Genomic DNA, 22,282 nt, shown 5'->3' with positions numbered 1-22,282 from the left:
TGATCCGATGAAAAAGTTCTTCAGCCTGCTCGCGACCCTGCTGGTGCTGGCCCTTGCCCTGTGGATCGGCCGCACCCTGTGGGAGCACTACATGAACACCCCCTGGACCCGCGATGGTCGGGTGCGGGCGGACATCATCAACGTCGCCGCCGACGTCACCGGCGAAGTGGTCGAGGTGCCGGTGCGCGACAACCAGTTGGTGAAAAAAGGCGACCTGCTGATGCAGATCGACCCCGAGCACTACCGCATCGCGGTCAAGCAGGCGCAATCGCTGGTGGCTTCGAAAAAGGCCACCTGGGAGATGCGCAAGGTCAACGCCCACCGCCGCGCCGACCTGGACAACCTGGTGATCTCCAAGGAAAACCGCGACGACGCCAGCAACATCGCCGACTCGGCCCTGGCCGATTACCAGCATGCCCAGGCGCAACTGGACGCCGCCGAACTCAACCTCGCGCGCACCCAGGTACGGGCGGCGGTGGACGGTTATGTCACCAACCTCAACGTGCATCGCGGTGACTACGCGCGCATCGGCGAACCGAAAATGGCCGTGGTCGACATGAACTCGTTCTGGGTCTACGGCTTCTTCGAAGAAACCAAGTTGCCCCACGTGCGGGTGGGCGATAAAGCCGACATGCAACTGATGAGCGGCGAAGTGCTCAAGGGTCATGTGGAAAGCATCTCCCGCGGCATATACGACCGCGACAACCCGGAAAGCCGCGAGCTGATCGCCGACGTCAACCCGACCTTCAACTGGGTGCGCCTGGCCCAGCGGGTGCCGGTGCGTATCCACATCGATGAAGTGCCGGACGGCGTGCTGCTGGCGGCGGGCATCACCTGCACCGTGGTAGTCAGGCAGGAGGGGGAGCAATAGGGGCAGAATGGCAGCCGCTGCACAAAACGGTTGCTGCTGCCTGTAGCCGCTCTCTATATTCGCCGCACTTTGTTGAGCAGGGATGACGTGGGTGAGGATTTTTCCAGGGAGTATTTTTTTACTGGCGGCACTGGCTTTCGGCGCCGGTGCCGTGCATTTCTTCCACCAGTTTGTCGATTACCGCCTCAATGGCCTGCCCAGTGTCGGCACGGTGCTTCGGGTCACGGTGTACCCGGTGCACAACGGCGGCAAGTCCAGCTACACCCGATACACCGATGTCCAGTTCGCCACGGCCGAGGGCACGCTGATCAAGCACAGCTTTCACGATGAGTTGTCCGGGGCGAAAGAGGGCGACCAGGTCGACCTCCTGTATAAACCTGAGAACCCCCAGGACGTGGTTTCGGCCAGTTGGCTGACGTTGTTTTTCGGGCTGATGATGACGCTCGGGGCCCTGGCCGGGCTGCTGGCGTTTTCGTCGTTTACGCCCATGAAAGCGCCGCCGCAGGGGCCGCCCGTCGAGCCCTGAACCGGGCGTTGAAAGAGCGTAGGGCGTCAGCTGTTGAAGCAGATCAGGAGTGTGCAGGTGCGATATATCGCGAAGTTTTTCTTTTTACTGATGGTGCTGGGCAGTGGGCTGGGTATTTATCATACGTCCCGCGATTTTTTTGCCCTCAGGCTCAACGGCGTTTATGCGCCGGCCCAGGTGCTGAGCTTTTCCAGTTCGCGGATGGTCGGGGTGCAGGGCGGCACCAGCTATATCTCCTCCAGAACCGTGTCCTATGTCACCGCTGACGGCACGCTGCTGACCCATGATTTCAAAAGTCAGTTTTCCAAATCCAAGGTCGGCGACACGGTGGGGGTGTTCTACAACCCCGGCAACCCTGCCGAGGTCATCCCCGATACCTGGAACGGGCTGTTTATCAGCGCGCTGCTGGGGGCCCTGGCCCTGACGGCATTGGGCGCGATGCTGGTCATTTGAGGGCGGGCCGGTCACTTGCGCCGTTACTGCTTGCGCTTGGCCAGGATGGTTTTGGCCTTGGCGACGATCTCTTCCACGCTCAGCTCATCATTGATCAGCAAGGCATGCAGCGCCGGGTCCTGCCACAGGTCCACGGCCGGGCCGGTAGTTTGCACACTGCGGGCAATCAATGCGTAGGCCATCACCTGGCCACGGGTGTGGAACTGCGGGTAGAGATCTTGCATGTCCACCAACTGGGCCACGAACGCGCGCCGTTGCACAGGGGACATGCCCTCGAACACCTGCGGGTGGCTGTAGTACAGATCCGCTGAGCTGATGGCGATGACGATCTTGCGCAGCGCCTCCTTGATATCCTTTTCGGGGGTGAGTTGGCTGAGCAGTTGGGTGTAGTGCTGCTCGCCTTCGGCAATTTGCTGCGGGCTCATTTTGCGCTTCACTGCCTCGACTGTTTCTGCATCATCCAGGACCCTGGCCCAGGCATAGGCCACCGGGAAATTGCCCTGGTCGCGGCTCCAACGCACCATGTCCTGTTGCGAGTCCTGGTCGCCGTGCCGTGCGGCACGCTCGAGCCAGCCCATGGCCAATTCCTTGTTCGGTGCAATGCCCAGCTTGCCCACGCTGTAGAGGTCGGCCAGGCCTGCTTCCGCGCAGGATTCATTGTGCTTGGCGGCGTAAGCGATGTAGTTGAAGGCTTCACTTTTGTCATAGTCGTTTTGTCTGGCGCCGACAATGCCGGCCAGGACGCACAGGCTCGTGGTGTAGCGAGGGGCGGCCATGATCAGGCAACTGCGGGCCATTTTTATTTCCTTGCTGGCCTGCAAGGTACGGCCTGCGCCATAGAGCAGGTCGTCCTCATCGCTCAGTCGGCTGCCGAGGCCGAGCAGCAACTCGCTGTCCATATCCGGCGTGCAGTACTGGTTGGCCTCGACCTTGGGCAGGATCTCTTCGAGGCTCAAGTCCGGCAGGGAGTTATTGAGTTTCTCGTCCGGTGACGCGGCATTGCAGCCCACCAGCAGACTGAAGATGGCCAAGGGCAGCAGGCTACGACATTTCAATGGAGAGTCCCTGAGGTTCAATCGAGTAAAAGCGAGGGCGCCAGGAGGGCATGAGCAGGGACGGGGTGCAGCCGTTCCGTGCTTGAGGTGCCGCTTCCCTGCGATTTGAGTGCGCGCATTCTACGGGCATCGGCGCTGCGCACAACGCTGTCATGCGCGTGATGGCCGGCGTTGAACGATCAGAGCCTGGCGCTCAATCCGAAACGCTTCATCAGTACCTTGTCCAGCAGCCCCTTGGGCAATAGCGCGGCTAGCAGCGGCAGCGCACGGCTGCCATTGCCGATCCGCACCAGGCGCGGCGGCGAGTCCTGCTGCACGGCCTTGAGCAGGTGGGCGGCGAACTCGCTGGCGGGGGTCGGTTTGTCCTGGGAGGCCTTGGCCCGGTTGCGAATCCCTTCCCGCAGCGGCCACCAGGGCGATTGCTCGTTGATCAGTTGCTCGGCTTCATGCCCGGCATTGCGGGCGAAGCTTGAGGCAATGGCCCCGGGCTGGACTTCCATCACGCGGATGCCGAACGGCGCCAGCTCCATGCGCAGCGCGTCGCTCAGGGCATGCACCGCCGCTTTGGAGGCGCAGTAGGCACCGGCAAAGGGCGTCACCAGCACTCCGGAAACGCTGCCGATATTCACCACCAGCCCCCGGCTGCGGCGCAGCACCGGAAACAGCGCCCGGGTCACCCCGATCACCGAGAACACATTGGTTTCGAACTGGCGCTGCATGGCTTCGACGCCACCGTCGAGCAGCGGGCCCATGGCGCCGTAGCCGGCATTGTTGATCAGCACGTCGAGGCCGCCGTACTGCAGGTTGATCTGCTCGCCCAGGGCGCTGAGGGCCGGGCCGTCATTCACATCCAGTTGCAGTGCGGTAAAACCGGCGGCGTGCAGGGCAGCCACATCCTCACCCTTGCGTGCGGTGGCCAGGACAGTGAAACCGGCGTTTTTGAAAACGTCGGCCAGGGCGCGGCCAATACCGCTGGAACAACCGGTGATCAACGCGACGGGCATGGCGCGGTCCTTGTGCTGGAAGAAGGGAGGGGGCAATCAGTCGGAGAAACTACCCTGCAAACGCTCGGCGCGAAACTCCAGGGTCTGTGGGCGGTAGCCGGGGCGCAGGGGCGGCAGCGGCAAGCAGTCTTCCCAGTTGGCGCCGGCTTGCAACTCGCCGGGGCCGCGATAGCGCGGGGCGCTGTACTGGTTGTCGGCAAGATTGACCGTATCCCCCGGGGCGTAGGCGGCGATGCGCCAGCGCAATTCGATCAGGGGTACGTCGTTGCCGTTGTTCATCTTCAACTGCAAGGGGCGGTCGGCCGGGCAGGCTTGGGGAGCGTAGGCGATGCGCAGTTCCAGGCGCGCCAGTTGCTGGGCTTCGCGGTTGTCGAGCCAGACCACCCAGCAGGCCACCAGGCCCAGGCCAAAAGCTGCCGCCAGGGACACGGGCAGGGCTTTGGCGGGGTAGCGCAGGAGCAGGATCAACCAGGTGATGACCAGCAGAACGCCGATGAACATGACATGCGCCTCGGGGAAGAGAGGGGGACATCCTACCTAAGCGTAGGTGGGGTTGGCGATGAGGGATGGCTTTGATCAGGGGCTTTTGCAAATGGGCGAAAGTTTAACGGTGTTTCAGTTATAGGGTCAGCCAAAGAGCTTATCCAGAAGTTTCCAGGGTGAAGATGGTTTTTATCAAATAAGAGCAGGAAAAACATTGGGTTTTATTTGTATCAAATAATCTGGGCGGTTTTTTGTTAACTAAGGTGTCCCCCAAGGTTCATGGGGTTGGCTGCCTGTATTAATTGATGTAATTCTTTGGCGGGCATAGTTTTTTTATTGTTTTTTAATATAAAAATGTCTGGAAAGGTCTTGGGTTTTGAGATTGAATCTGCACCAGGATCAGTCTTGGACAACTGTTTTTTAATCCGGCGGATATCATGAGTTGCATAAGGGTTACATGGCGTTTCAATTGATGTGAGCAATCTTTGAACGTGCTAATGGAAAAGCCCAGTGCAAAAAAACAACCTTATTAGAGGCCCAATAATCGATGACCAAGAAAAAGACTACGTTCGAAGTAGCTAAGCAGGAAGTTCATGCCGCCCTTTCAATGCACGATCTGCCAACCAGGCTCATCGCTGAGCGAATGTCGGTATATCGCGTACAAGAACAACAGTATTCTGACCCGCTTTATTACAATCGCAATTCGGACACCCGCTACGGCGATCCTCAGAAGAAAATCGGCACCTGCTATGTTTCCTTCAGCGATAGGGTGGCACTTGCGGAAACGTTGCAACATGGAAGGTCTGGGGCAGGAAGCCCTGTTTTGCAGTCCGAAGTAGAGGAAAGGTCACTGTATCTTATTCAAACCACTCGCCAATTGGTGGTGGTCGATGCGGCGGCATTGGCTCGCAACGCTGGCAAAACCCTTGGCGCAATCGTCAAGTCGCGCGGACAGGGCGATGAAGGTTATGCCTACACGCAAACCCTGAGTGGCGTTGTCATGCGCTGGCAACCTGCTGTCGACGGCATCCTCTATCCCTCGCAGGTGTATCCCATCACGGCAAGCCTGGAGGGGTGCAATCTGGTGTTGTTTGAAGGCCGGCCTACTCAACTGGTCGCAGTGAGTAAGCAGCCGTTGGGAAGTGTGGTGCTTTCTAATGGGGAAACGGTCGGTGAGTTGTTAAATCGCATGCGGGTTCCAATCGAGTGAGAATGAGTTGGCCCTTTAATGGCGCCGATTTCACTTGCCCATGGTCAATCTGTTTTGGAAGTCGCGAACAATTATTTCAAAAGCATCCTTGTTGGAGAGCAGTGTGTACCTGGGCTGCAGGTTTTGTGGCTCCCCTGGGTTGGAAAAGTCCATGTCCTGGGCTAAATATCCCAAAAGTACATTGGTTTTCGCACCCTCTTTGGAGTCGATGGCCAGGGCCTTGGTCAACTTGCCAATGTCTGCAATCACGGCGTTGTTCTTGAACTGGAACGCGGGGTAGTGCTTACGAGCACCTTCGGTATAAGCAATGACCTGTCCGGCCTGGACTCTCTTGTTGAGCGCTTGCCGAGAGATGCCGAGGATTTCACAGACGGTTTTAGAGTCAAGCAGTTCGTAGGTTTTCTTAATGTTTTCAAATGAAAGCGCTTTGCCTTTTGTATAGGCAATTTGATTACGTACCTGGGGGCTCAGCTGTTGGGTGCCGACTTTTTTCAGGAGTGCCTGAAGTGCGTCGAAATAGGTTTCTTCTGCCCCATGGTTGGCTATTTCCATAAGAAGCGGCTGAGACAGGTTGTCCAGGAAGTTTTCAAAACCCTCCATCAGTGCAGCCTTGGCAGCCTCTTGGGAATGGATTGGTTGTTGAGTGGGTTTGCCAATGGCAGTCTTCATTTTCCCCTCCCGTGCGGGTGGTTTTTCAGTGACCTTAGGCTAGCTCCCTATTTTTTATGCGTCAATGCGTCAATGTAGCAACTCGTCAACCTACGGTGATTTCGAATTCGCCAGCAGTGCACGCAACAGGATGGCATTCGCGTGGGGTTGCACGATCCGCTGTCTGTAGCCGCGGCCGCCAGGCTGCGCTGGACGGGATAGGCCAGGAAGGATTGTGGCGGTTTTAGGGGCCCGCGCAGTTTGTGGTAGCGGTTACTTGGAGAGGATGGTTGGAGTACATATCCATTGCTGCGGTAACGGCGGCTTAGGGTTTCGCCCTTACGGCGAGTCCCTTTTGTCAAACGCCCGGAATGCCGGCCCAGCCAAAAGGAACCAAAAGGTCTCGCCCCGAGCGTACGGCCCTCGCTGCGCTCGGGTTCCCTCGTTCCGGCGTCCCTCAGGGGGCATCGCTACTAGCGATGTCCTCGACTGCGTCGAGGGGCGCTACGCGCCATTCCCCTGATGAACACCTCCACTCGGCCTGCCGAAGGGGGCGGGTAGATCAAGATCAAACGCCTGTTGGCGCGCCCTACCGGGCGGCGCCTCTGGGGCATTGGAGGCAGAAATTTTGAGTAGGCGAGAGGCCTCGGACCTGTAATCGCTGCCGCAGGCTGCGTACGACACCGCGCAGGCGGAGTCGGGGCTGGAAAGTTCCCTGCCGCTTGAAGGCTGATGGCCCTTATACGTTTTGCTCTAGCACTCTCTGCCTGATTTTTGTGGACCATATAAGGTCTTCTATTTCTATAAAACGCCTATAATGGATATCAGGTTGTCCATATTAAGTTAAGTACCCACTCGCTTGGGCAGGTCTATCAGTTATGTCACTGACTCGCTTTATGTACACCCCGTCCGAGATCACGGCCGAGATCGGAAAAAACGCCCAGGCCCTCAGATTGTCAAAAAATCTGTCGCGCAAAACCTTGGCTGAAAAATCCGGGGTGCCGGCGTCGACGATCAAGCGCTTTGAGCTGCAGGGAGCCATTTCCCTTGAGTCGATGGTGCTGATCGCGGCGGCTTTGGATGAGCTTGATCCGCTGCTCAAGTTGTTCAAGCCGCCTTCGCCAAACACGCTGTTTGAGCTGCAAAACTCAAAACGCCAGAGGGGCACCCGATGACTGAACGAGGCATCAAGAAGTACAAGCCGATCGAAGAGTTGGGCGTCTTCATGCATGGCCGTCAGGTGGGGCTGCTTAGCTGGAACCGCCAAGGCACTTACTTCACTTATGCCAAGGAGTGGCTGACCCAGGGGTTCAACCTGTCGCCCCAACTGGCCTTCGACGAGAGGCCGCAGCAACCCGATACCCATCTGTTTCTGGGCCTTCATGGGGCCTTCGCCGATTCTCTTCCCGACGGTTGGGGCTTGCTGTTGATGGGGCGTTTTTTTACCGCGGAGTATGGATCGCGGGTTACCCACGGCCTGACTCAGCTCGACCGTCTTGCCTACATCGGCAACCGGGGAATGGGTGCCCTCGAGTACTACCCCATGTCGGAAAAAGTGGCCCGGGAGCCCATCAGCCTTTCAGCGTTGTATGAGGCATCGGTCCAGGTCCAGGTGGGGGAGACGGTTGAGGTGTTGAAAGCGCTGCGGATTGCCGGTGGCTCGCCGGGGGGCGCACGGCCCAAGGCTGCCGTTGCGTTTTCGGCGGATCTGTCCCAGGTGGTTTCGGCGTTTGAACCCTTGCCGGAGGGCTACGCGCACTGGATCGTGAAATTCAGGTCCCTTGAGGAACCCTGGTCCATGGGCGCGATTGAATGCGCCTACGCCCGCATGGCCCGCGCCGCTGGAGTCGATATGGCTCACAGCGAGCTCATCACCGTGCCCTCGGAGCAGGGCTGGAACGAGCGTTTTTTTGCGACCCGGCGCTTTGATCGCAAGCACAATCAGAAAGTGCACATGATGACCGCTGCCGGGATTCTGCATGCGGACTTCAGAGTTCCGTGCCTGGACTACAAGGACTTGCTGAGGTTGACGTTCGCCCTGACCAGGAGCGCCAAGGAAGTGGAGAAAATGGCCCGGCTCATGGTGTTCAACGGCCTGGCCCACAACTACGACGATCACGCGAAGAACTTCGCTTTTCTGTACGAAGAGGGGCAAGGCGATCAGGACGGGCAGTGGGTGCTGGCGCCCGCGTACGACCTGACCTTCTCCACCGGTATGGGCGAGCACACTACCGCGTTCGATGGCCAGGGGCGTCCGTCCAGAAAGGCGATCAGGCGCTTGTGTGCGGACTACAAGTTTCTCAAGCCGGATGACTACATTGATCAGACGCTGGAGGCGTTGGGCAATTGGGAAGCGGTGTTTGCTGAGCTGGGTATTCTGGCGGCTGATGGGAAGGAGATCTTTGAGACGCTTGCGGATGTTCATGCGCAGTTTTAAGCGCTCGGTGTCCAGGGCTGGGATGTGTGCTGCTGTTTTGTTCGGGGTGGTCTGCTAGCCGGCCTGGTTTTTTGCGGATTGGGTGCATATCCGTTGCTGCGGTAACGGCGGCTTAGGGTTTCGCCCTTACGGCGAGTCCCTTTTGTCAAACGCCACAAAAGGAACCAAAAAGTCTCGCCCCGAGCGTACGGCCCTCGCTGCGCTCGGGTTCCCTCGTTCCGGCGTCCCTCAGGGGGCATCGCTACTAGCGATGTCCTCGACTGCGTCGAGGGGCGCTACGCGCCATTCCCCTGATGAACACCTCCACTCGGCCTGCCGAAGGGGCGGGTGGATCAAGATCAAACGCCTGTTGGCGCGCCCTACCGGGCGGCGCTTGGGTGGGGGCGGGTGGTGTGGGTGTCAGCTCAGGTGCTGGCTGCCACGAATACGCCGACCCAGTACGTCCAGCAGATCGCATCCATCGCGCAGGAGGATGACGCTGGCGTGGGCGATTTGTGAGAGGTCGGTGGCGTCGGCTTGACGGTTGTCCATATGGACGATGCTTTCCATCAACTGGGTGACCGCAAGGATGCGGTAGGCGGCGCTGGCGTGAAGTTCGTCCAGGGGCGCGCGGGTGTCGATGAACAGGGTGGGAGTGGAGGATTCGTTGCTGGTTAGCGCGATGCGGTCCGTCATGGTGTGTTGCTCCTGAAATAAATAGAGCTGCCACTGGATCGCCGTCAAACGAATGGGGTGGCAACTGTACGCAGGTTGACGGACCGGTCTCAGGAACCCGGCGCATCCGAAGATGCCCCACGCACAGTCGCCATAAGACTTTTTGCGAGCGCAGAAGAGCGCAAGCAGAGTCGAGGAACTATGCGTCCTGAAAGTGTTGCCGAGCCGTCAAACCCGATCACGAATGAGTCGTGACAGGCGCGAGGATAGGGAGGCCCGCTGGGGCGGTCAACCCGATATTTGTAGCGTGACGCTACACCTGTAGCCGCTGCCGCCAGGCTGCGCTGGCCATCAATCACGCCACCAATACACCTGACACATCACGGCGTATTCAAAGGCCAGCGCAGCCTGGCGGCGGCGGCTACAGGCCCCCTCAAAAAAATCCCCCTGGCCCATTGCCTGCGGATAGGGGACGCAGGCAATGGACCAGAGGGTTGAAGGTATTGCTGACAACGGCGATCCGCTTTTACTTGCAGCTAGCCGCTTGAAGCTTTCCGCTGCGCTTACTGCGCGATTGTCTTGACCGACACGCCGCGTTCCACCGGTGTGGAGCGGCCGTAGATGTCTTCAAAACGTTCGATGTCGTCTTCGCCCAGGTAGCTGCCCGATTGCACTTCGATGATTTCCAGGGGGATTTTGCCTGGGTTGCGCAGGCGGTGGACCGAGGCGATGGGGATGTAGGTCGACTGGTTTTCGCAGAGCAGGAACACGTTTTCGTCGCAGGTGACTTCGGCGGTGCCGCTGACCACGATCCAGTGTTCGGCGCGGTGGTGGTGCATTTGCAGGGACAGGCAGGCGCCCGGCTTGACCGAGATGTGCTTGACCTGGAAGCGTCCGCCCATGTCCACCGAGTCGTAGGAGCCCCACGGACGGTAGACCTCGCAGTGGTTCTGGGTTTCGCTGCGGCCCTGTTCGTTGAGGGTGTTGACCATCTGTTTCACGCCTTGGACCTTGTCCTTGTGGGCGATCATCATGGCGTCCTTGGTTTCGACGACGACGATGTTTTCCAGGCCGATCACCGACACCAGTTTGCCGTTGCCATGGATCATGCAGTTGTGGCTGTCCTGGATCACCACATCGCCTTTGCTGACGTTGCCGTTGGCGTCTTTTTCATGCACGTCCCACAGCGACGACCAGCAACCCACGTCGCTCCAGCCGGCGCTCAGCGGCACCACGCAGGCGCGTTGGGTTTTTTCCATCACGGCGTAGTCGATGGAGTTGTCCGGGCAGCAGGCGAAGGTGGCTTCGTCGATGTCCACGGTGTCGGCGTCCTGCACGCTGCGCTCCAGGGTCAGCAGGCAGGTGTCGTAGATGTCCGGATCGTGTTTTTTCAGCTCTTCGAGGAAGCGGCTGGCGCGGAACAGGAACATGCCGCTGTTCCAGAAATAGCCACCGTCCTTGACGAATTCGGTGGCGCGCTTGTGGTCGGGTTTTTCGACGAACTGGGCGACCCGGCTCACGCCTTCGGGCAGGTGGATATCGCTGCTGGACTTGATGTAGCCATAACCGGTTTCCGGTTTGGTCGCCGGTACGCCGAACAGCACCATCTCGCCACGCTCGGCGGCCACGGTGGCCAGGGCCAGGGCGCGCTGCAGGGCTTTCTGGTCGTCCAGCACGTGGTCGGCGGGCAGCACCAGCATCAGTTCGTCACGGCCTTCGTTGACCAGCATCATTGCGGTCAATGCCACGGCCGGTGCGGTGTTGCGACCGAAGGGCTCCATCAGGATGCGCTGCGATTCCAGTTTGCGGGCACTGAGTTGCTCATTGACGATAAAGCGATGGTCCTTGTTGCAGACCACGATCGGGGTGTCCATGCCGTCGAACACCAGGCGCTCCAGGGTCTGCTGGAACAGGGTCTGTTCGCCGGTCAGGGCGAGAAATTGCTTGGGGAATTGCTTGCGCGAAAGCGGCCAAAGACGTGAGCCGCTACCACCTGACAAGATCACCGGAATCATGTTGTTACTCCTTCAAATATCGTATGGGTTAGAGCTACTGCGTTCTGTCGTTTCACTCTTGTTTTTGTCTCGTTGTCGCCGCTGCCTCGTGTCTGGGCAGCGGCGACAGATTCTGCTTAGCGCGTCGACACGGGGCGTTTCACCCACACTGGCGACAGGCTGCTGCCATTACCGGTGACGTAGAGCACGGCGGCTTCACCGCGCTCCAGGGCCACGGGCTTGAGGTCGCTGACTTTTTTCTCGCCGTCGTACAGGGCGAAGCTGACCTTGACCGGGTTGATCTCGCGCTCGCCGCGGCCCTTCGCAGCCACGGCCTTGACCACATCGGTCTTGCCGTCGGCGGTTTTCAGGGTCAGGGATTTGTCGCTGAGGTTCTGCACCCGTACCAGGGACTTCTGCTTGTTCTTGAACGGCGGTTCTTCGATCAGTTGCGGCTGGCCGCTGGCGTTGTTGACCAGGGTGTAATAGTGGTCGGCGGCGAGTTTGACCGGCACGGTCTGGCTGCCGACCTTGGCGCTGTAGTCGCCGCCGGGCATGAAGCTGAAGTCGCTGCTGGCCAGCGGGGCGACGTCGTTGAGGTTGGTGCTGCCGACGGTGGCGCTGACTTCGCTGTTGCTGGCGTTGTAGATACGCACGAAGGACGAGCCTTTAGGCGCGGTCGGGCCGTAGAGCGCGGCGTCGCCGGCGAAGGCGGACATCGACAGCACGCTCATGCCGGCGGCCAGAGTGAGGGCCTTGGCGAGACGACGCGGAGTAGTAGTGAAAGTCATGGTGTACCTCTCTTTCAGTTTTGCGCCCGGTCGGGCGTCTCGGATTTGTTGAGTGCAGCTACGTTTTGTTGGCTGGCGCCGGCTTTTTTCAGCTCGGCGACCCACTGCGGGTCGGCGTCGCCGATTTCGTTGTTCACAGGCAGATAGCGTTCGGGGAATTCCCAGATCAGCACTTGCGGCGGATCGTTTTTGAAGGCGTCACTTTTCAGGTAGCTGAGCATCGGCAGGATCGGGCCGTGGCCGTCTTCGGCGTAATTGACCACGTCGCTGTGCAGCGCCTGCTTCAGTGCGCCAACGAAGTTCCAGTTGGGATTGGCGCTGTAGCTGGTGCCGATCAGCGCCACCGGGACCTGGTTGTCGGCGAACAGCGCATCGTCGGCGGCCGGCTGGTCGTCGGCGGCGCGGGTCACGCGTTTTTGCAGCGGCTCCTGGGCCGGCATCAGGTTTTCGAACAAGGGGTCCAGGGGCAGGAACAGGCGCAGGTCACCCTTGTGCTCCACGGTCTGCTCGGCTTCGGTGACGAAGCGCTGCGGCTGGCCGCTCAGCGGGGCTTTTTCGGCAATCGCCTTGGCCAGTTGCCGGGCGGCGATTTCGGCGCCGCTCGGGGTCCAGTGGGTGTCGGTGCGCAGGAACACTTGCTCACCCTGTTGCTTGGCCTGTTGCAGCGGGCCCAGCAGGTCGGGGGCGAGGATCTTGTCGGCCGCGACCCGGGCGTGGAAGTCCTGGTAGAGGTTGGCGTGGATGCTCGCCGGCTGCACGTCACCCAGGTGTTCCGGGTACAGGCGGACCTTGGCCGGCACGATCGCCATCACCAGTTTCACGCCTTTGGCCTTCAGGGTTTGGCGCACGCCTTCGACCAGGGCGTAGTTGCCTTGCAGGTTCAGTTCTTCGTTGACGATGGGGTTGAATTCTTCATCGCTGTACAGCCACTGGTCGCGGCCCAGGACCACGCCCGGACGACCTTCGTTGAACAGCTTGAAGTCCAGCGCAGCCCAGAGGTTGGTGCCCAGGCGCTTGATCGGGAACTCTTTGTCGTAGTGAGTTTCCACGGCCTTGGTCCAGCGTCCGTTGAGTACGGTGGCATCGCTGTTGGTGCTGAAGCCGAAGAAGCTGCGCACCGACCACAGGCCCAGGACCATCAGGGTCACCAGGAACAGGGCGATATAGAAAATACGTAATGAGCGGGTCATGGGCAGATCCCTCAGAACTGGAAGTAAAGGAACGGCGAGAAGCTTTGCGCCGAGAGTTTGAGAATCGAGGCGATAAACAGCAGCAGCACCAGGGTGCGCATCAGGTAGCGCGGCCAGTCGGCAGTCCAATAGGCCGGTTGCACCTGGGCGTCGGTGCCCACGATGTAACCCGGCTGGTGGATGCTGCCGGGGTTGTCGCCAGGCACAGCCTTGATCAGGCCGGGCTGGGCGGCGGCCGGGCCATCGCTGGCGGCGCTGACTTCAGGCTGGGTCTTGACGGGCGGACGGTTGCGGTAGAAGTCCCGCAGGCCGAAGAACGCCAGGGTCATGTAGGCCACGATCAGGGTTGCCACTTGCAGACCGGTGAGGCTGGCGCGGTTGAGTTCCGACAGCGACCAGTCGCCAAAGCTGAACATGGCGCCGTACATGCGTCCGGCCACGTGCAGGTTTTCCGCGCGGAAGATCACCCAGCCCATGACCACCAGGAGGAAGGTCAAGGCCCAGCGGATCGGGTTGAAGCTGCGCGGCGAGGTGTTGAGGCCAATGGCTTTTTCAATCGCCAGCCACATGCCGTGCCAGGCGCCCCAGACGATGTAGGTGATGTTCGCCCCGTGCCACAGGCCGCCCAGGAGCATGGTCAGGAACAGGTTGCGGTAGGTGGTCAGGGTGCCTTTGCGGTTACCGCCCAGGGTGATGTACAGGTAGTCCCGCAGCCAGGTGGAGAGGCTGATGTGCCAGCGCCGCCAGAACTCGGTGATTGACTGGCTGATGTAGGGCTGCTTGAAGTTTTCCATGAAGCGGAAACCCATCATCAACCCCAGACCGATGGCCATGTCGCTGTAGCCGGAGAAGTCGAAATACAGCTGTGCGGTGTAGGCCAGGGCGCCGAGCCAGGCATCGCCCGTGGTCGGGTTCTGCAGGGCGAAGCAATGGTCGGCCACCACCGCCAGGGTGTCGGCGATAAACACCTTCTTGATAAAACCCTGCATGAAGCGCGTGCAGCCTTCAGAGAATTTATCCAGGGTGTGGGTGCGGTTGTTGAACTGGTCGGCCAGGTCGCGAAAGCGCAGGACGGGGCCGGCGATCAGGTGCGGGAAGATCGCCACGAACGCCGCGAAGTCGATCAGGTTGCGGGTGGCCGGGGTGTCGCCGCGGTAGACGTCGATGATGTAGCTGATGGACTCGAAGATGTAGAACGAGATCCCGATCGGCAACAGGATGTGGGTCAGGATGAACGGCTCCAGACCATAGGAGGTCATCATCGCGTTGATGCTGTCCACGCCGAAGTTGGCGTATTTGAAGTAGCCGAGGATGCACAGGTCGACCCCGACCCCGAGCAGCAGCCAGCGCTGGGCGGGTTTGGTGCGCACACCGGCGGCGCCCACCTTGAGGCCGATCCAGTAGTTCCACAGGGTGACGCCGGCGAACAGCGCCAGGAAGTCCACGCGCCACCAGGCATAGAACACATAGCTGGCGATCAGCAGCAGCAAGTTGCGATAGCGTTGCCCGCTCAAGTAGTACAAGCCGAGAAAGATCGGCAAGAACAGAAACAGGAACACATTGGATGAGAAAACCATCCCGATCTCTCCGTGTTTAACCAATAGACAGAGGCCGCAGCCCCCCCAAACCCCCCCGTTGGAAAACGGTTGGGTTGTTACCCTGTTGCAAAGACTTCATGTGGCCAGGGAGTCAGCTCCCTGGCCGCACCCGCGCTCGACCGGCATCCGTTTCAAGAGCCCTTTTCATGGGACGGGTCATAGACCTTCGTCAGGTCGCCGCCGAGGCGGAAGGTCTTGAACGGCTGCATCTTGTGCTTGCGTTCCAGCACCTCCGGGCCACAGGTGTAGAGGCTGCAGAAGGGTTCGAGCCAGGCGAATTTGGAGTCGACCTTGAGGTCGGTCATGTCCTGTTCCTTGCCGTTCTTCTTCTCGAAAATATCCGGGTCCTTGACCCCGGCCAGCACCTGGTCACCCAGGCGCTTGAGGGCGCCGTTGTTTTCCTGGCGCAGGTCAACCCCGTTGACCTGGGCGAAGCTGGCGATCATCGCCAACGGCGGCAGGGCGTAGTTGTGGTAGGCCAGGGCGCGTTGCTGGCGCTTGAGTTCGTTGGGCAGGAAACCGTCGGCGTCGACCTGGTTGGCGCCGACCTTGTATTCCTTGACGGCCCAGTCGAACAGGTCGCGGCGGTTGGTGGCGACGGAGGTCGCCATCACCGACCAGGCGGCCCAGTACGAGTGATTGTTGGTTTTTTCCAGCGGCAGGTTGTCCCAGTCGCTGACCACCTGGTCGGCCATCTTGCTGAACCAGGCTTCGATCAATTGCGCTTCCTGCTGGTGGGCGGCCAGGGGATGGGAGTCGGAGAACTTCAGGCGGATATAGGCCGAGGCCATGCTGCCCAGGGCCCATTTGCGCATGGACTTGCCGGTGTGGTTGAAGTCCTTGGACATCAGCGCGTCGGCCTTGGCCCAGGAGGTCAGCCAGTTGAGGGTACATTCCAGCTGTTCCGGACGACCGTCACGCATGAACTGCATCACCCGTTTGCTGGTGCCGCGCTCGAGCTTGGTGATGTCGGCGGTGGTGTCGCGGAAGGCTTTTTCCGACTGCACATTCAGGGTCGAACGGGCCTTGTCCGAGCCTTCGTACTTGCTGCGAAACTGCAGGGCGCCGGTATAGGGCGCGGGCATGGCATCGCAGCCTTCGCTGTTGTCGCCAGTCTTGAACTTGTCCACCGGCGCAAAGTAGCCCTGGGGCGGACGCAGCGGGGCGGCGGCCTGGGTGCTGCCGGCGAACATCGCCAGGCTGAGCAGGGTCGGTGTCAGGAGTTTTTTCAGCGTTGCAGTTTGCATAGAAACCTCATTGCCCGATTTGCGCGGTGCGTTGCCCGGCGCTCGGGAATACGTTGCGTTTGCAAATTTTCGCTTCGACTTTCTGTCCTGCGGTGCCCGCTTCGGGGCCCTGGACTTCGACCGCCAGCAGATTCTGCGAGGCCCAGTCTTCGTCAGTGCGCAGTTCAAAGGCGAAACGCCCATCGGTGTCGGATGTTTCCGGTTTTTCGATCTTGATGTCCTCGTGGCGCCCGTTCATGTACCAGAGGGTGGCTTGCAAGGTTTTCACCGAGGTGTCGGCGAAGCGGATATCGACCTGATGACTGCTGTTGCGCAGGTCCATGTTCTTGCTGTTGACCATCAGCTCGTTCTTGCCGGGCTTGAGGGTGGTGCTGCCGCTGAGCTGGGCGTCTTTGCCTTCGCAGCCGTTGTCGAGCAGCGCCATCATCTGCCGGTAGATGGTTTCCTGGTCCAGGCGATACAGCGGCGAGAATTCCCAGATCAGGATCTTCGGCGGCTTTTTCTGGAATTCTTCGCTGCCCAGGTACTGCAGCATCGAGCCCTCCAGGCCACCGCCGGGGAAGGCGACGTTGAGGATATCGGCGCCCAGTTCCTGCTGCAGGAAGCCCGAGAAGTTGTAGTTCTTGCCGCTGTGGCTGGTGCCCACCAGGGTGATTTCCGGGTTGCCGGAATCGCCGAACAGGTCGCCATCGCCGGCCTCGCCCTTGGGCTCGGTGGTGAACTGGTCCATGTACTGCACCGCGTAGCTGGTGCCGCACAGTTGCCCGGCCATGTTGTGCAGGGTGCCGGTCTTGCCCATGCGTCCTGATTTGTGGGTCTCGAATTCACGCTTGGGAATGTCGGCGAAGGCCGGCATCTGTTTGACTTTTTCAGCCACGATCTTCGCTGTGCGCTGGGCGCCGTAGGGGGTCCAGTGCTGGTCGCCACGGAAGTAGAAGTCATGGGCCGGCAGGGTGTCGGGCAGCTGTTCGTTGGTCAGCGGCGACAGGTCCGGCACCACATAACCCATCTGGGCAAAACGGCCGAGCATGCCCTGGTAGCTTTTCAGCGCCTTGTCATAGTCGAAGCGGGCCTTCTGCTCGGGGTTGAGTTTGTTGCGGTTCACCAGGCCCCGGGTCGGCTGGTAGACCACCACCAACTCCACGCCCTTGCTCTGGAAGGCATCGTGCAGTTGCTTCATGCGCCGGAAGCCTTCCGGGGTGGTGTTGAATTCGGTGCGCAGGTCTTCCTGGGTGCGGAACAGCCAGTCGCCCTGGGCTTGTACCAGGGTGGTGAAGTTCTGCTGGTAGCGGGTGACGTAATTCTTCGCGTCGTGGGCGGCCGGGCACAGGTTGCAGCACGGCTCGGCGCTGAATGTTGGCGCCTTGGCCTCGGCAGCCGCGTCATCGGCGCGGGCGCCGGCGCTGGCAGCGAGGATGCCGGCGGTCAACGCCGACAGGCTCAGGATCTTGATCAGGTGTGGGTGCATAAAAGTCATCCTCAATCGCGCAATTCGGTCTGGCGTTCGACGGGGTCGATCAGCACCGCTTTTTGTTGGCGCACCAGCAGGTCGAGAATCTCGTCCTGGCGCTCGCCGAGAATCCCCGAGAAGCTGATGCCGCTGCTTTTGGTCGGTGCGAGCATCGATACGCGGTACAGCTCCACGCTCAGCGGCGAGTCGATGGACATCGGGCCGCTGCCGTTGGCCGCCAGTTCGCCGCCGACCACGATCAGCGAAACCTGGGCATCGAACGGATCGAGCTTGATATCGCGGTCGGTGTCGGAGAGGTCCTTGATGTGGCCATAGACCCCGGTCAGGCCGTTGGCCATGGAGATGTTTTCGTAGAGGCGGATATTCACGCTGTTACGAATGCGGATGCCGTGGCGCTTGTTGCTCAGCACCTTGTTGCCCCACAACAGGTTGTCGGCACTCTCGTAGAGGGTGATGCCGTCGGTGTGGTTGCGGTAGATCTCGTTGTAGGCGATCACGTTGTTGATGCTGTTGCGATCGATCACCAGGCCCGAGAGTTTGTTGTCGAAGCTGCGGTTGTTGAAGATGAAGCTGTCGTTGACCTCGCGGGAAATGATGATCCCGTGCTTCTTCTTGGTCCCGTGCACGGTGTTGTCCGCGATGATCAGGCCGTGGGAACGGTCATGGGGGTCGATGCCGTAGACGATGTTGTCTTTGTAGGTGTTGCCCTTGACCACGAAGTCGCGAGTTTCGTAGCAGTAGAAGCCGTACCACATGTCCGAAAACTCCGAGCCGACGATCCAGCCGGTGGGTTCAGGGCGCTTGAGGACCTTGGCCATGTTCGGCGTGTATTGGGAAATACTCACGCCGTAGGACTTGCTGTTGGCGTAGCCGAAGCTGGCCATCTGGCTGTTGACGATGTAGGTCTCGGTGCCGCCCCAGGCCAGCAGGAACGGCCGGAATTCCTTGGGCGAGCGGAAGGTCGCCGGGCCGTTGTCCTTCTCGCGCCAGCCGGTGACCTTGGTGTCACGCACAAACAGCTGGCCATCGTTGACCAGGAACGAACCGCCTTCCTGGGACAGGCGCAGCTCCTTGGTCTGCTGGTCGATGTCGAGGATGCCGTGGCGTCCGACCACGATCGGGATCCTGGCCAGGTAGACCCCGGGCGCGGTTTCGCTGATGTACTGCTTGGGCAGTTTTTTCACCAGGTCCTTGAGGTTGATGTAGCCGTCGTCGACGAAAATCGCCTGGGGGATCCCGTGCTGGCGCACCACCCACTCGGCCATTTTGTTATCGCCGCCGATAAAGTCCTTCAGGGCGTCTTCCTGCATCATGCGGCGCACGCTGATCTTGCCCGGCTTGCTGCGCACGATCTTGGCCGCGGCGGCCTCGGCGGTGTAGCCGGAGAGGTCGGGCAGGGTCGGTTTGGCCAGTTCCAGCGGCTCGGTCGGCGCGCTGCTGACGGTGTAGGTCTTGGCCTGTTGCAGTTCCTTGGCCACGACTGGCGCCTTGGCCGGCTCGGCCGTCGCGAAGGCGGCCGAGCTGGCCAGCAGCATCGCGCCGGCCAGCAGGCTGAGGCAGCCTTTCGCGGCATGGCTGTTCATGGGGTAGCAATTCATCGTGGGCACTCCCTTCGCGGTTCGCATCAGAAGCGCCAGATCACGTCGATAAACGCGCGGTGCATGTACGAGTCGACGTCTTTGCCGTAGGCATCGCCGGGCTTGAACACGCCGCCGCGAAAGCGCACCAGCGCCGAAGGTTCGTCGATGGATTGGCTCAGCGCGGCGGGCAACAAGCCTTGCTTGAAGTACTTGGTGACCACCAGGTCCATCTCCTGGCCCAGGTCTTTCTTGCCGTCTTCAGGCAGCGAGGTGCTGGAGATCAGCGCGCCCGAGCCGTCGTAGGTGTTGTCGAACGCGCTGATACCGTTGCTGCCCACCGGCTTGTTGCCGTCCACGCGCCAGAACTTGTGGTAGATCAGGCTGGCGTCGTATTCGTCGTTGAGCATCCACGAGCCGAACAGGGTGGCGGTCTGCATGTTGTTCATTTCGCCGCGGAAGGCTTCGCCGAAACGGTGCACCCGCGAGCGGGTCCCGGTGTAGTTGGAGCGGTTGCTTTCCAGGCCGTTCTGCTCGTAGTCGCCGCTGGCGCGGGCATAGGCCGCGCCGACTTGCCAATGAGGGTCCAGGCGCAGGCGCACACCCAGGTCGGTGGCCCAGCCGCTGATATCGTCGCTGCGCTTGGCCTCGGCCGGGCGGCTGCCGTCGGTCGTCAGGGCGTTGACCGTGTCGCGGTCGCCGCGCATGCCGGTCAGGCTGGCCCAGTAGTTGACGGTGTTGGTGTTGCGCCAGTTATAGGCGTCGCTGTCGGCGGTGAGGCCAAGCCAGCTGATGTCACCGTTTTCTTTCTTGTCCAGGGAGTCGGCTGCTTCACCCGGGGTCGGGTAGTCGAGCTTGCCGTCGTCATGGGTGTGATGGCCGCGAATGCCCACCCAGTTGCCCGGGGTCCACTGATAGGCGGCATCGCCGTAGACGTGCAGGCGATCCTTGTCCTTGGGCGCCAGCTCCTTGAGGTCGGTGCGGTACTCGCTGAAGCGTTCGGCGGCGCCGACGTTGGCCCGCAGTAAGGTGGTGTCGAAGGTCCAGTTCAAGGCTTCGATATTGGTGTCGCGCCATTGCCCGTCGTCGTTGCGCAGGCGCTGGCGGCCGAGTTTCAACTGCTCGCCGGGATAGGGCGTGAAGCCGCTGTAGCCGACCCAGAACTCGCGCATCGCCAGGTAGTTCTTTTTGGTCTTGCGATCACCGTTGTCGGTGGCCTGGGTGCCGTCGCTGTCGGCCTGCTGCAGGGTGTCGGTCTCGATGATGTCGGTGGACGTCACGGCCTGGCCCATGGCGTAGGCGCTCCACGCGCCACGTTCGCCGTAGACCCAGGGCCGCAGGTCCAGGCCCAGGCCGTTGACGTCGCCGCCGCTGGCGGTGCCGAGGTCGCGGTCGTCTTCGGACTGGCCGGTGATTTTCACTTCCAGGCCGAAATTCTTGGTGTCGGTCATGGCCGCCAGGGACGGCGTCGACCAGACCAGCACGCAACCCAGGGCGATGCCCAGTTGCGAGAGACGAAAGCGCATGCCTGTCGCCGCGGTGTGGAATGGGGAATTGCGGGTCATAGGGTTTCCTCGCCGTCTTCTTCTTGCAGGGCGTGCAATTGCAGCGTGTTCTGGCTCAGGGTGCCGCGCAGGGCTTGTTCCTGTTGCAGCAGGCGCTGGGCTTGGGCGCGCTGGGCAGGCGGCAGTTGGGTGTCGAGCTGTTGCGCAAGCTCATTGGCTTGCGGGGTGTCCTGGGCTTTGGCCAGTTGGCTGAAGACGTAGGCGTTGACCGGGTCGGGCTGGGTGCCCTTGCCCTGGGAAAACAGCTGGGCAATGGCGAAGTCGGCGCTGTTCTGGCCGTTGCGGGCGGCCGTCAGCAGGTGGTCCAGGGCCTTTTGCGGATAGACCTGGCCCAGGTAGCCACGACGGTAGATCTGGCCCAGGTAGTAATCGGCGGCCACTTCCTTGCCCACGGCTTTCTGGAAGTGTTCCTCGGCGACCTTGGCGTCGGCCGGGACCCACTTGCCTTCGTAGTACAGCTTGCCCAGTAGCAGCTCGGCGCGTGGCTGGTCGGCGGCACGGCCGTTGTCCAGGTATTGCATCATCTTGTCGACGTCGCCCAGTTCCGGGAAGTCGTAGAGCAATTGCGCCAGGCTGACCCAGGACGCCGGGTAGCCCGGGGCGACCTGTTCCAGCAGGGCCTGCGCGGTTTTTTCGTCGGGCTTGCCCAGCGTCGCATCGCCCAGTACCCGGGCCACGCTGTCGACGCGCTGGGCGCTGACGGTGCCGCGGCTGTAGCCGGCTTGCAGTTGCTTGAGCAGCTCGGCCTGTTGCTCGGGCTGGCCGCGTTTCTGGTACACGGTGGCCAACTCGACGTAGCAGATATCGGTGCTGTTGAGCGCGGCCTTGCAGATGCGCTCGACTTCATCCAGGTGCTGGTCATAGGTGCCCTGGGTGCGATACAGCAGCACCTGGGCCAGGCCGGCTTCAGGGTAGCCGGCGGTCTGCCATTGGCTGATCTGTTGTTGGGCGTTGATGTTGGGGAAGCTGTGGGGGTATTGCAGGTACAGCATCGCCAGGGGAATCAGGGTATTGCCTTCGCCATTGGCAAAGGCTTTTTTCAGCAGGCCTTCGGCCTCGTGCTGCTCGGCTTCGGTCGAACCCGGCTTGGCCACCAGCAGCCGGCCAAGGCGGGCCTGGGCCCGTGGCGAGGTGTCGGCGGCGGCGCGGTAAGTGGCTTCGGCCTGCTTGATCTGCGCCGGGTCGCGGCTTTCGACCTGGATATCGGCCAGGCCAACCTGGGCCTCGCTGTAGCCCAGGTCCGCCAGCTGGCGGTAGTTCTGTTCGGCCAGGGCGGTGTCGCCACGCTTCAGGGCTTCGTTGGCCAGGCGCTGGTCGGGCAGGCCGGCGCAACCGGCCAGGGCCAGGGCGGCAACCAGGGGCAGCACCGATACCTGCAGCCGCCGCAGGCTGCGACGATCGAAAGCAAGGCGCTGGCCAGGGCAGGCCGCGCGTTGTGTCAGGAGTCCGCTGTGTGGCCGGTCGCAGCCTGGGGCCGCGGCGACTGAGGTATGGGTAGGCACTGTCAT

At 61.0% G+C, this 22,282-nt stretch carries 20 protein-coding genes; 6 read left to right on the top strand and 14 right to left on the bottom strand.

Features of this window, described 5'->3' with window-relative positions; genetic code table 11:
- Positions 1-7: 7 nt before the first annotated feature.
- The 3 genes from ACOZJV_RS15830 (at position 8) to ACOZJV_RS15820 (ending at position 1,850) form a co-directional block, all read left to right on the top strand.
- Positions 8-871, top strand: a complete 864-nt coding sequence (locus tag ACOZJV_RS15830) for an HlyD family secretion protein (protein WP_201129546.1) — start codon at positions 8-10, stop codon at positions 869-871.
- A gap of 91 nt (positions 872-962) precedes the next feature.
- Complete coding sequence (locus tag ACOZJV_RS15825) at positions 963-1,397, top strand: DUF3592 domain-containing protein (protein ID WP_421548013.1); 435 nt, start codon at positions 963-965, stop codon at positions 1,395-1,397.
- A 57-nt stretch (positions 1,398-1,454) separates the two neighbouring features.
- Complete coding sequence (locus tag ACOZJV_RS15820) at positions 1,455-1,850, top strand: DUF3592 domain-containing protein (RefSeq protein WP_078469904.1); 396 nt, start codon at positions 1,455-1,457, stop codon at positions 1,848-1,850.
- Positions 1,851-1,873: 23 nt separating this feature from the next.
- On the opposite strand, the gene ACOZJV_RS15815 is transcribed toward ACOZJV_RS15820, so the two are convergent.
- The 3 genes from ACOZJV_RS15815 to ACOZJV_RS15805 form a co-directional block, all read right to left on the bottom strand.
- Positions 1,874-2,905, bottom strand: a complete 1,032-nt coding sequence (locus ACOZJV_RS15815) for a sel1 repeat family protein (protein ID WP_421548012.1) — start codon at positions 2,903-2,905, stop codon at positions 1,874-1,876.
- Positions 2,906-3,084: 179 nt separating this feature from the next.
- Positions 3,085-3,909 (bottom strand): SDR family oxidoreductase, encoded by an 825-nt coding sequence (locus ACOZJV_RS15810; protein WP_421548011.1) that lies wholly within the window; start codon positions 3,907-3,909, stop codon positions 3,085-3,087.
- 36 nt (positions 3,910-3,945) lie between these two features.
- The gene (locus tag ACOZJV_RS15805; RefSeq protein ID WP_078469907.1) at positions 3,946-4,410 is read right to left on the bottom strand and encodes a multidrug transporter; all 465 of its coding nucleotides are present in this window, start codon (positions 4,408-4,410) and stop codon (positions 3,946-3,948) included.
- A 529-nt stretch (positions 4,411-4,939) separates the two neighbouring features.
- On the opposite strand from ACOZJV_RS15805, the gene ACOZJV_RS15800 reads away from it, so the two are divergent.
- Complete coding sequence (locus ACOZJV_RS15800) at positions 4,940-5,602, top strand: RES family NAD+ phosphorylase (protein ID WP_421548010.1); 663 nt, start codon at positions 4,940-4,942, stop codon at positions 5,600-5,602.
- 30 nt (positions 5,603-5,632) lie between these two features.
- Here the strand turns inward: ACOZJV_RS15800 and ACOZJV_RS15795 are convergent, their stop codons facing one another.
- On the bottom strand, positions 5,633-6,271 hold the full coding sequence (locus tag ACOZJV_RS15795) for a hypothetical protein (RefSeq protein ID WP_421548009.1): 639 nt from the start codon (positions 6,269-6,271) through the stop codon (positions 5,633-5,635).
- 857 nt (positions 6,272-7,128) lie between these two features.
- Here ACOZJV_RS15795 and ACOZJV_RS15790 point away from each other — a divergent pair.
- A complete protein-coding gene (locus tag ACOZJV_RS15790; RefSeq protein ID WP_072451362.1) occupies positions 7,129-7,425 on the top strand; it encodes a helix-turn-helix domain-containing protein in 297 nt (98 codons plus the stop codon).
- Entirely contained in the window at positions 7,422-8,687 is a 1,266-nt protein-coding gene (locus ACOZJV_RS15785) for a type II toxin-antitoxin system HipA family toxin (RefSeq protein WP_421548008.1), read from the top strand. Before ACOZJV_RS15790 ends, ACOZJV_RS15785 begins: the two co-directional genes overlap by 4 nt.
- A 399-nt stretch (positions 8,688-9,086) precedes the next feature.
- Here ACOZJV_RS15785 and ACOZJV_RS15780 read toward each other — a convergent pair whose 3' ends face one another.
- The 10 genes from ACOZJV_RS15780 to algK all read right to left on the bottom strand — a co-directional run bounded on the left by ACOZJV_RS15780 (position 9,087) and on the right by algK (position 22,282).
- Positions 9,087-9,362: a short-chain dehydrogenase gene (locus ACOZJV_RS15780; protein ID WP_201129555.1), complete on the bottom strand. Its 276-nt coding sequence runs from the start codon at positions 9,360-9,362 to the stop codon at positions 9,087-9,089.
- Positions 9,363-9,904: 542 nt separating this feature from the next.
- Positions 9,905-11,356 carry a mannose-1-phosphate guanylyltransferase/mannose-6-phosphate isomerase gene (locus tag ACOZJV_RS15775; RefSeq protein WP_078469912.1) on the bottom strand — a complete coding sequence of 484 codons (1,452 nt, stop codon included), beginning with the start codon at positions 11,354-11,356 and terminating at the stop codon, positions 9,905-9,907.
- 116 nt (positions 11,357-11,472) lie between these two features.
- Positions 11,473-12,126 carry an alginate O-acetyltransferase AlgF gene (locus tag ACOZJV_RS15770; protein WP_020298391.1) on the bottom strand — a complete coding sequence of 218 codons (654 nt, stop codon included), beginning with the start codon at positions 12,124-12,126 and terminating at the stop codon, positions 11,473-11,475.
- Positions 12,127-12,140: 14 nt separating this feature from the next.
- On the bottom strand, positions 12,141-13,316 hold the full coding sequence (locus tag ACOZJV_RS15765) for an alginate O-acetyltransferase (protein ID WP_201129556.1): 1,176 nt from the start codon (positions 13,314-13,316) through the stop codon (positions 12,141-12,143).
- A gap of 11 nt (positions 13,317-13,327) precedes the next feature.
- Complete coding sequence (locus ACOZJV_RS15760; protein WP_421548007.1) at positions 13,328-14,893, bottom strand: MBOAT family O-acyltransferase; 1,566 nt, start codon at positions 14,891-14,893, stop codon at positions 13,328-13,330.
- 152 nt (positions 14,894-15,045) lie between these two features.
- Positions 15,046-16,161 (bottom strand): mannuronate-specific alginate lyase, encoded by a 1,116-nt coding sequence (locus tag ACOZJV_RS15755; protein ID WP_078469915.1) that lies wholly within the window; start codon positions 16,159-16,161, stop codon positions 15,046-15,048.
- A 7-nt stretch (positions 16,162-16,168) separates the two neighbouring features.
- The gene (locus tag ACOZJV_RS15750; RefSeq protein ID WP_421548006.1) at positions 16,169-17,629 is read right to left on the bottom strand and encodes an alginate O-acetyltransferase; all 1,461 of its coding nucleotides are present in this window, start codon (positions 17,627-17,629) and stop codon (positions 16,169-16,171) included.
- Between the two features lie 11 nt (positions 17,630-17,640).
- Positions 17,641-19,215 carry a mannuronan 5-epimerase AlgG gene (gene algG, locus ACOZJV_RS15745; protein WP_421548327.1) on the bottom strand — a complete coding sequence of 525 codons (1,575 nt, stop codon included), beginning with the start codon at positions 19,213-19,215 and terminating at the stop codon, positions 17,641-17,643.
- Positions 19,216-19,256: 41 nt separating this feature from the next.
- Positions 19,257-20,735: an alginate export family protein gene (locus tag ACOZJV_RS15740; protein ID WP_078470225.1), complete on the bottom strand. Its 1,479-nt coding sequence runs from the start codon at positions 20,733-20,735 to the stop codon at positions 19,257-19,259.
- Between the two features lie 35 nt (positions 20,736-20,770).
- Complete coding sequence (gene algK, locus ACOZJV_RS15735; protein ID WP_421548005.1) at positions 20,771-22,282, bottom strand: alginate biosynthesis TPR repeat lipoprotein AlgK; 1,512 nt, start codon at positions 22,280-22,282, stop codon at positions 20,771-20,773.

Source organism: Pseudomonas sp. QD4 (assembly GCF_049199125.1).
GTDB lineage: Bacteria > Pseudomonadota > Gammaproteobacteria > Pseudomonadales > Pseudomonadaceae > Aquipseudomonas.
This window is presented reverse-complemented; position numbering and strand designations above follow the sequence as displayed.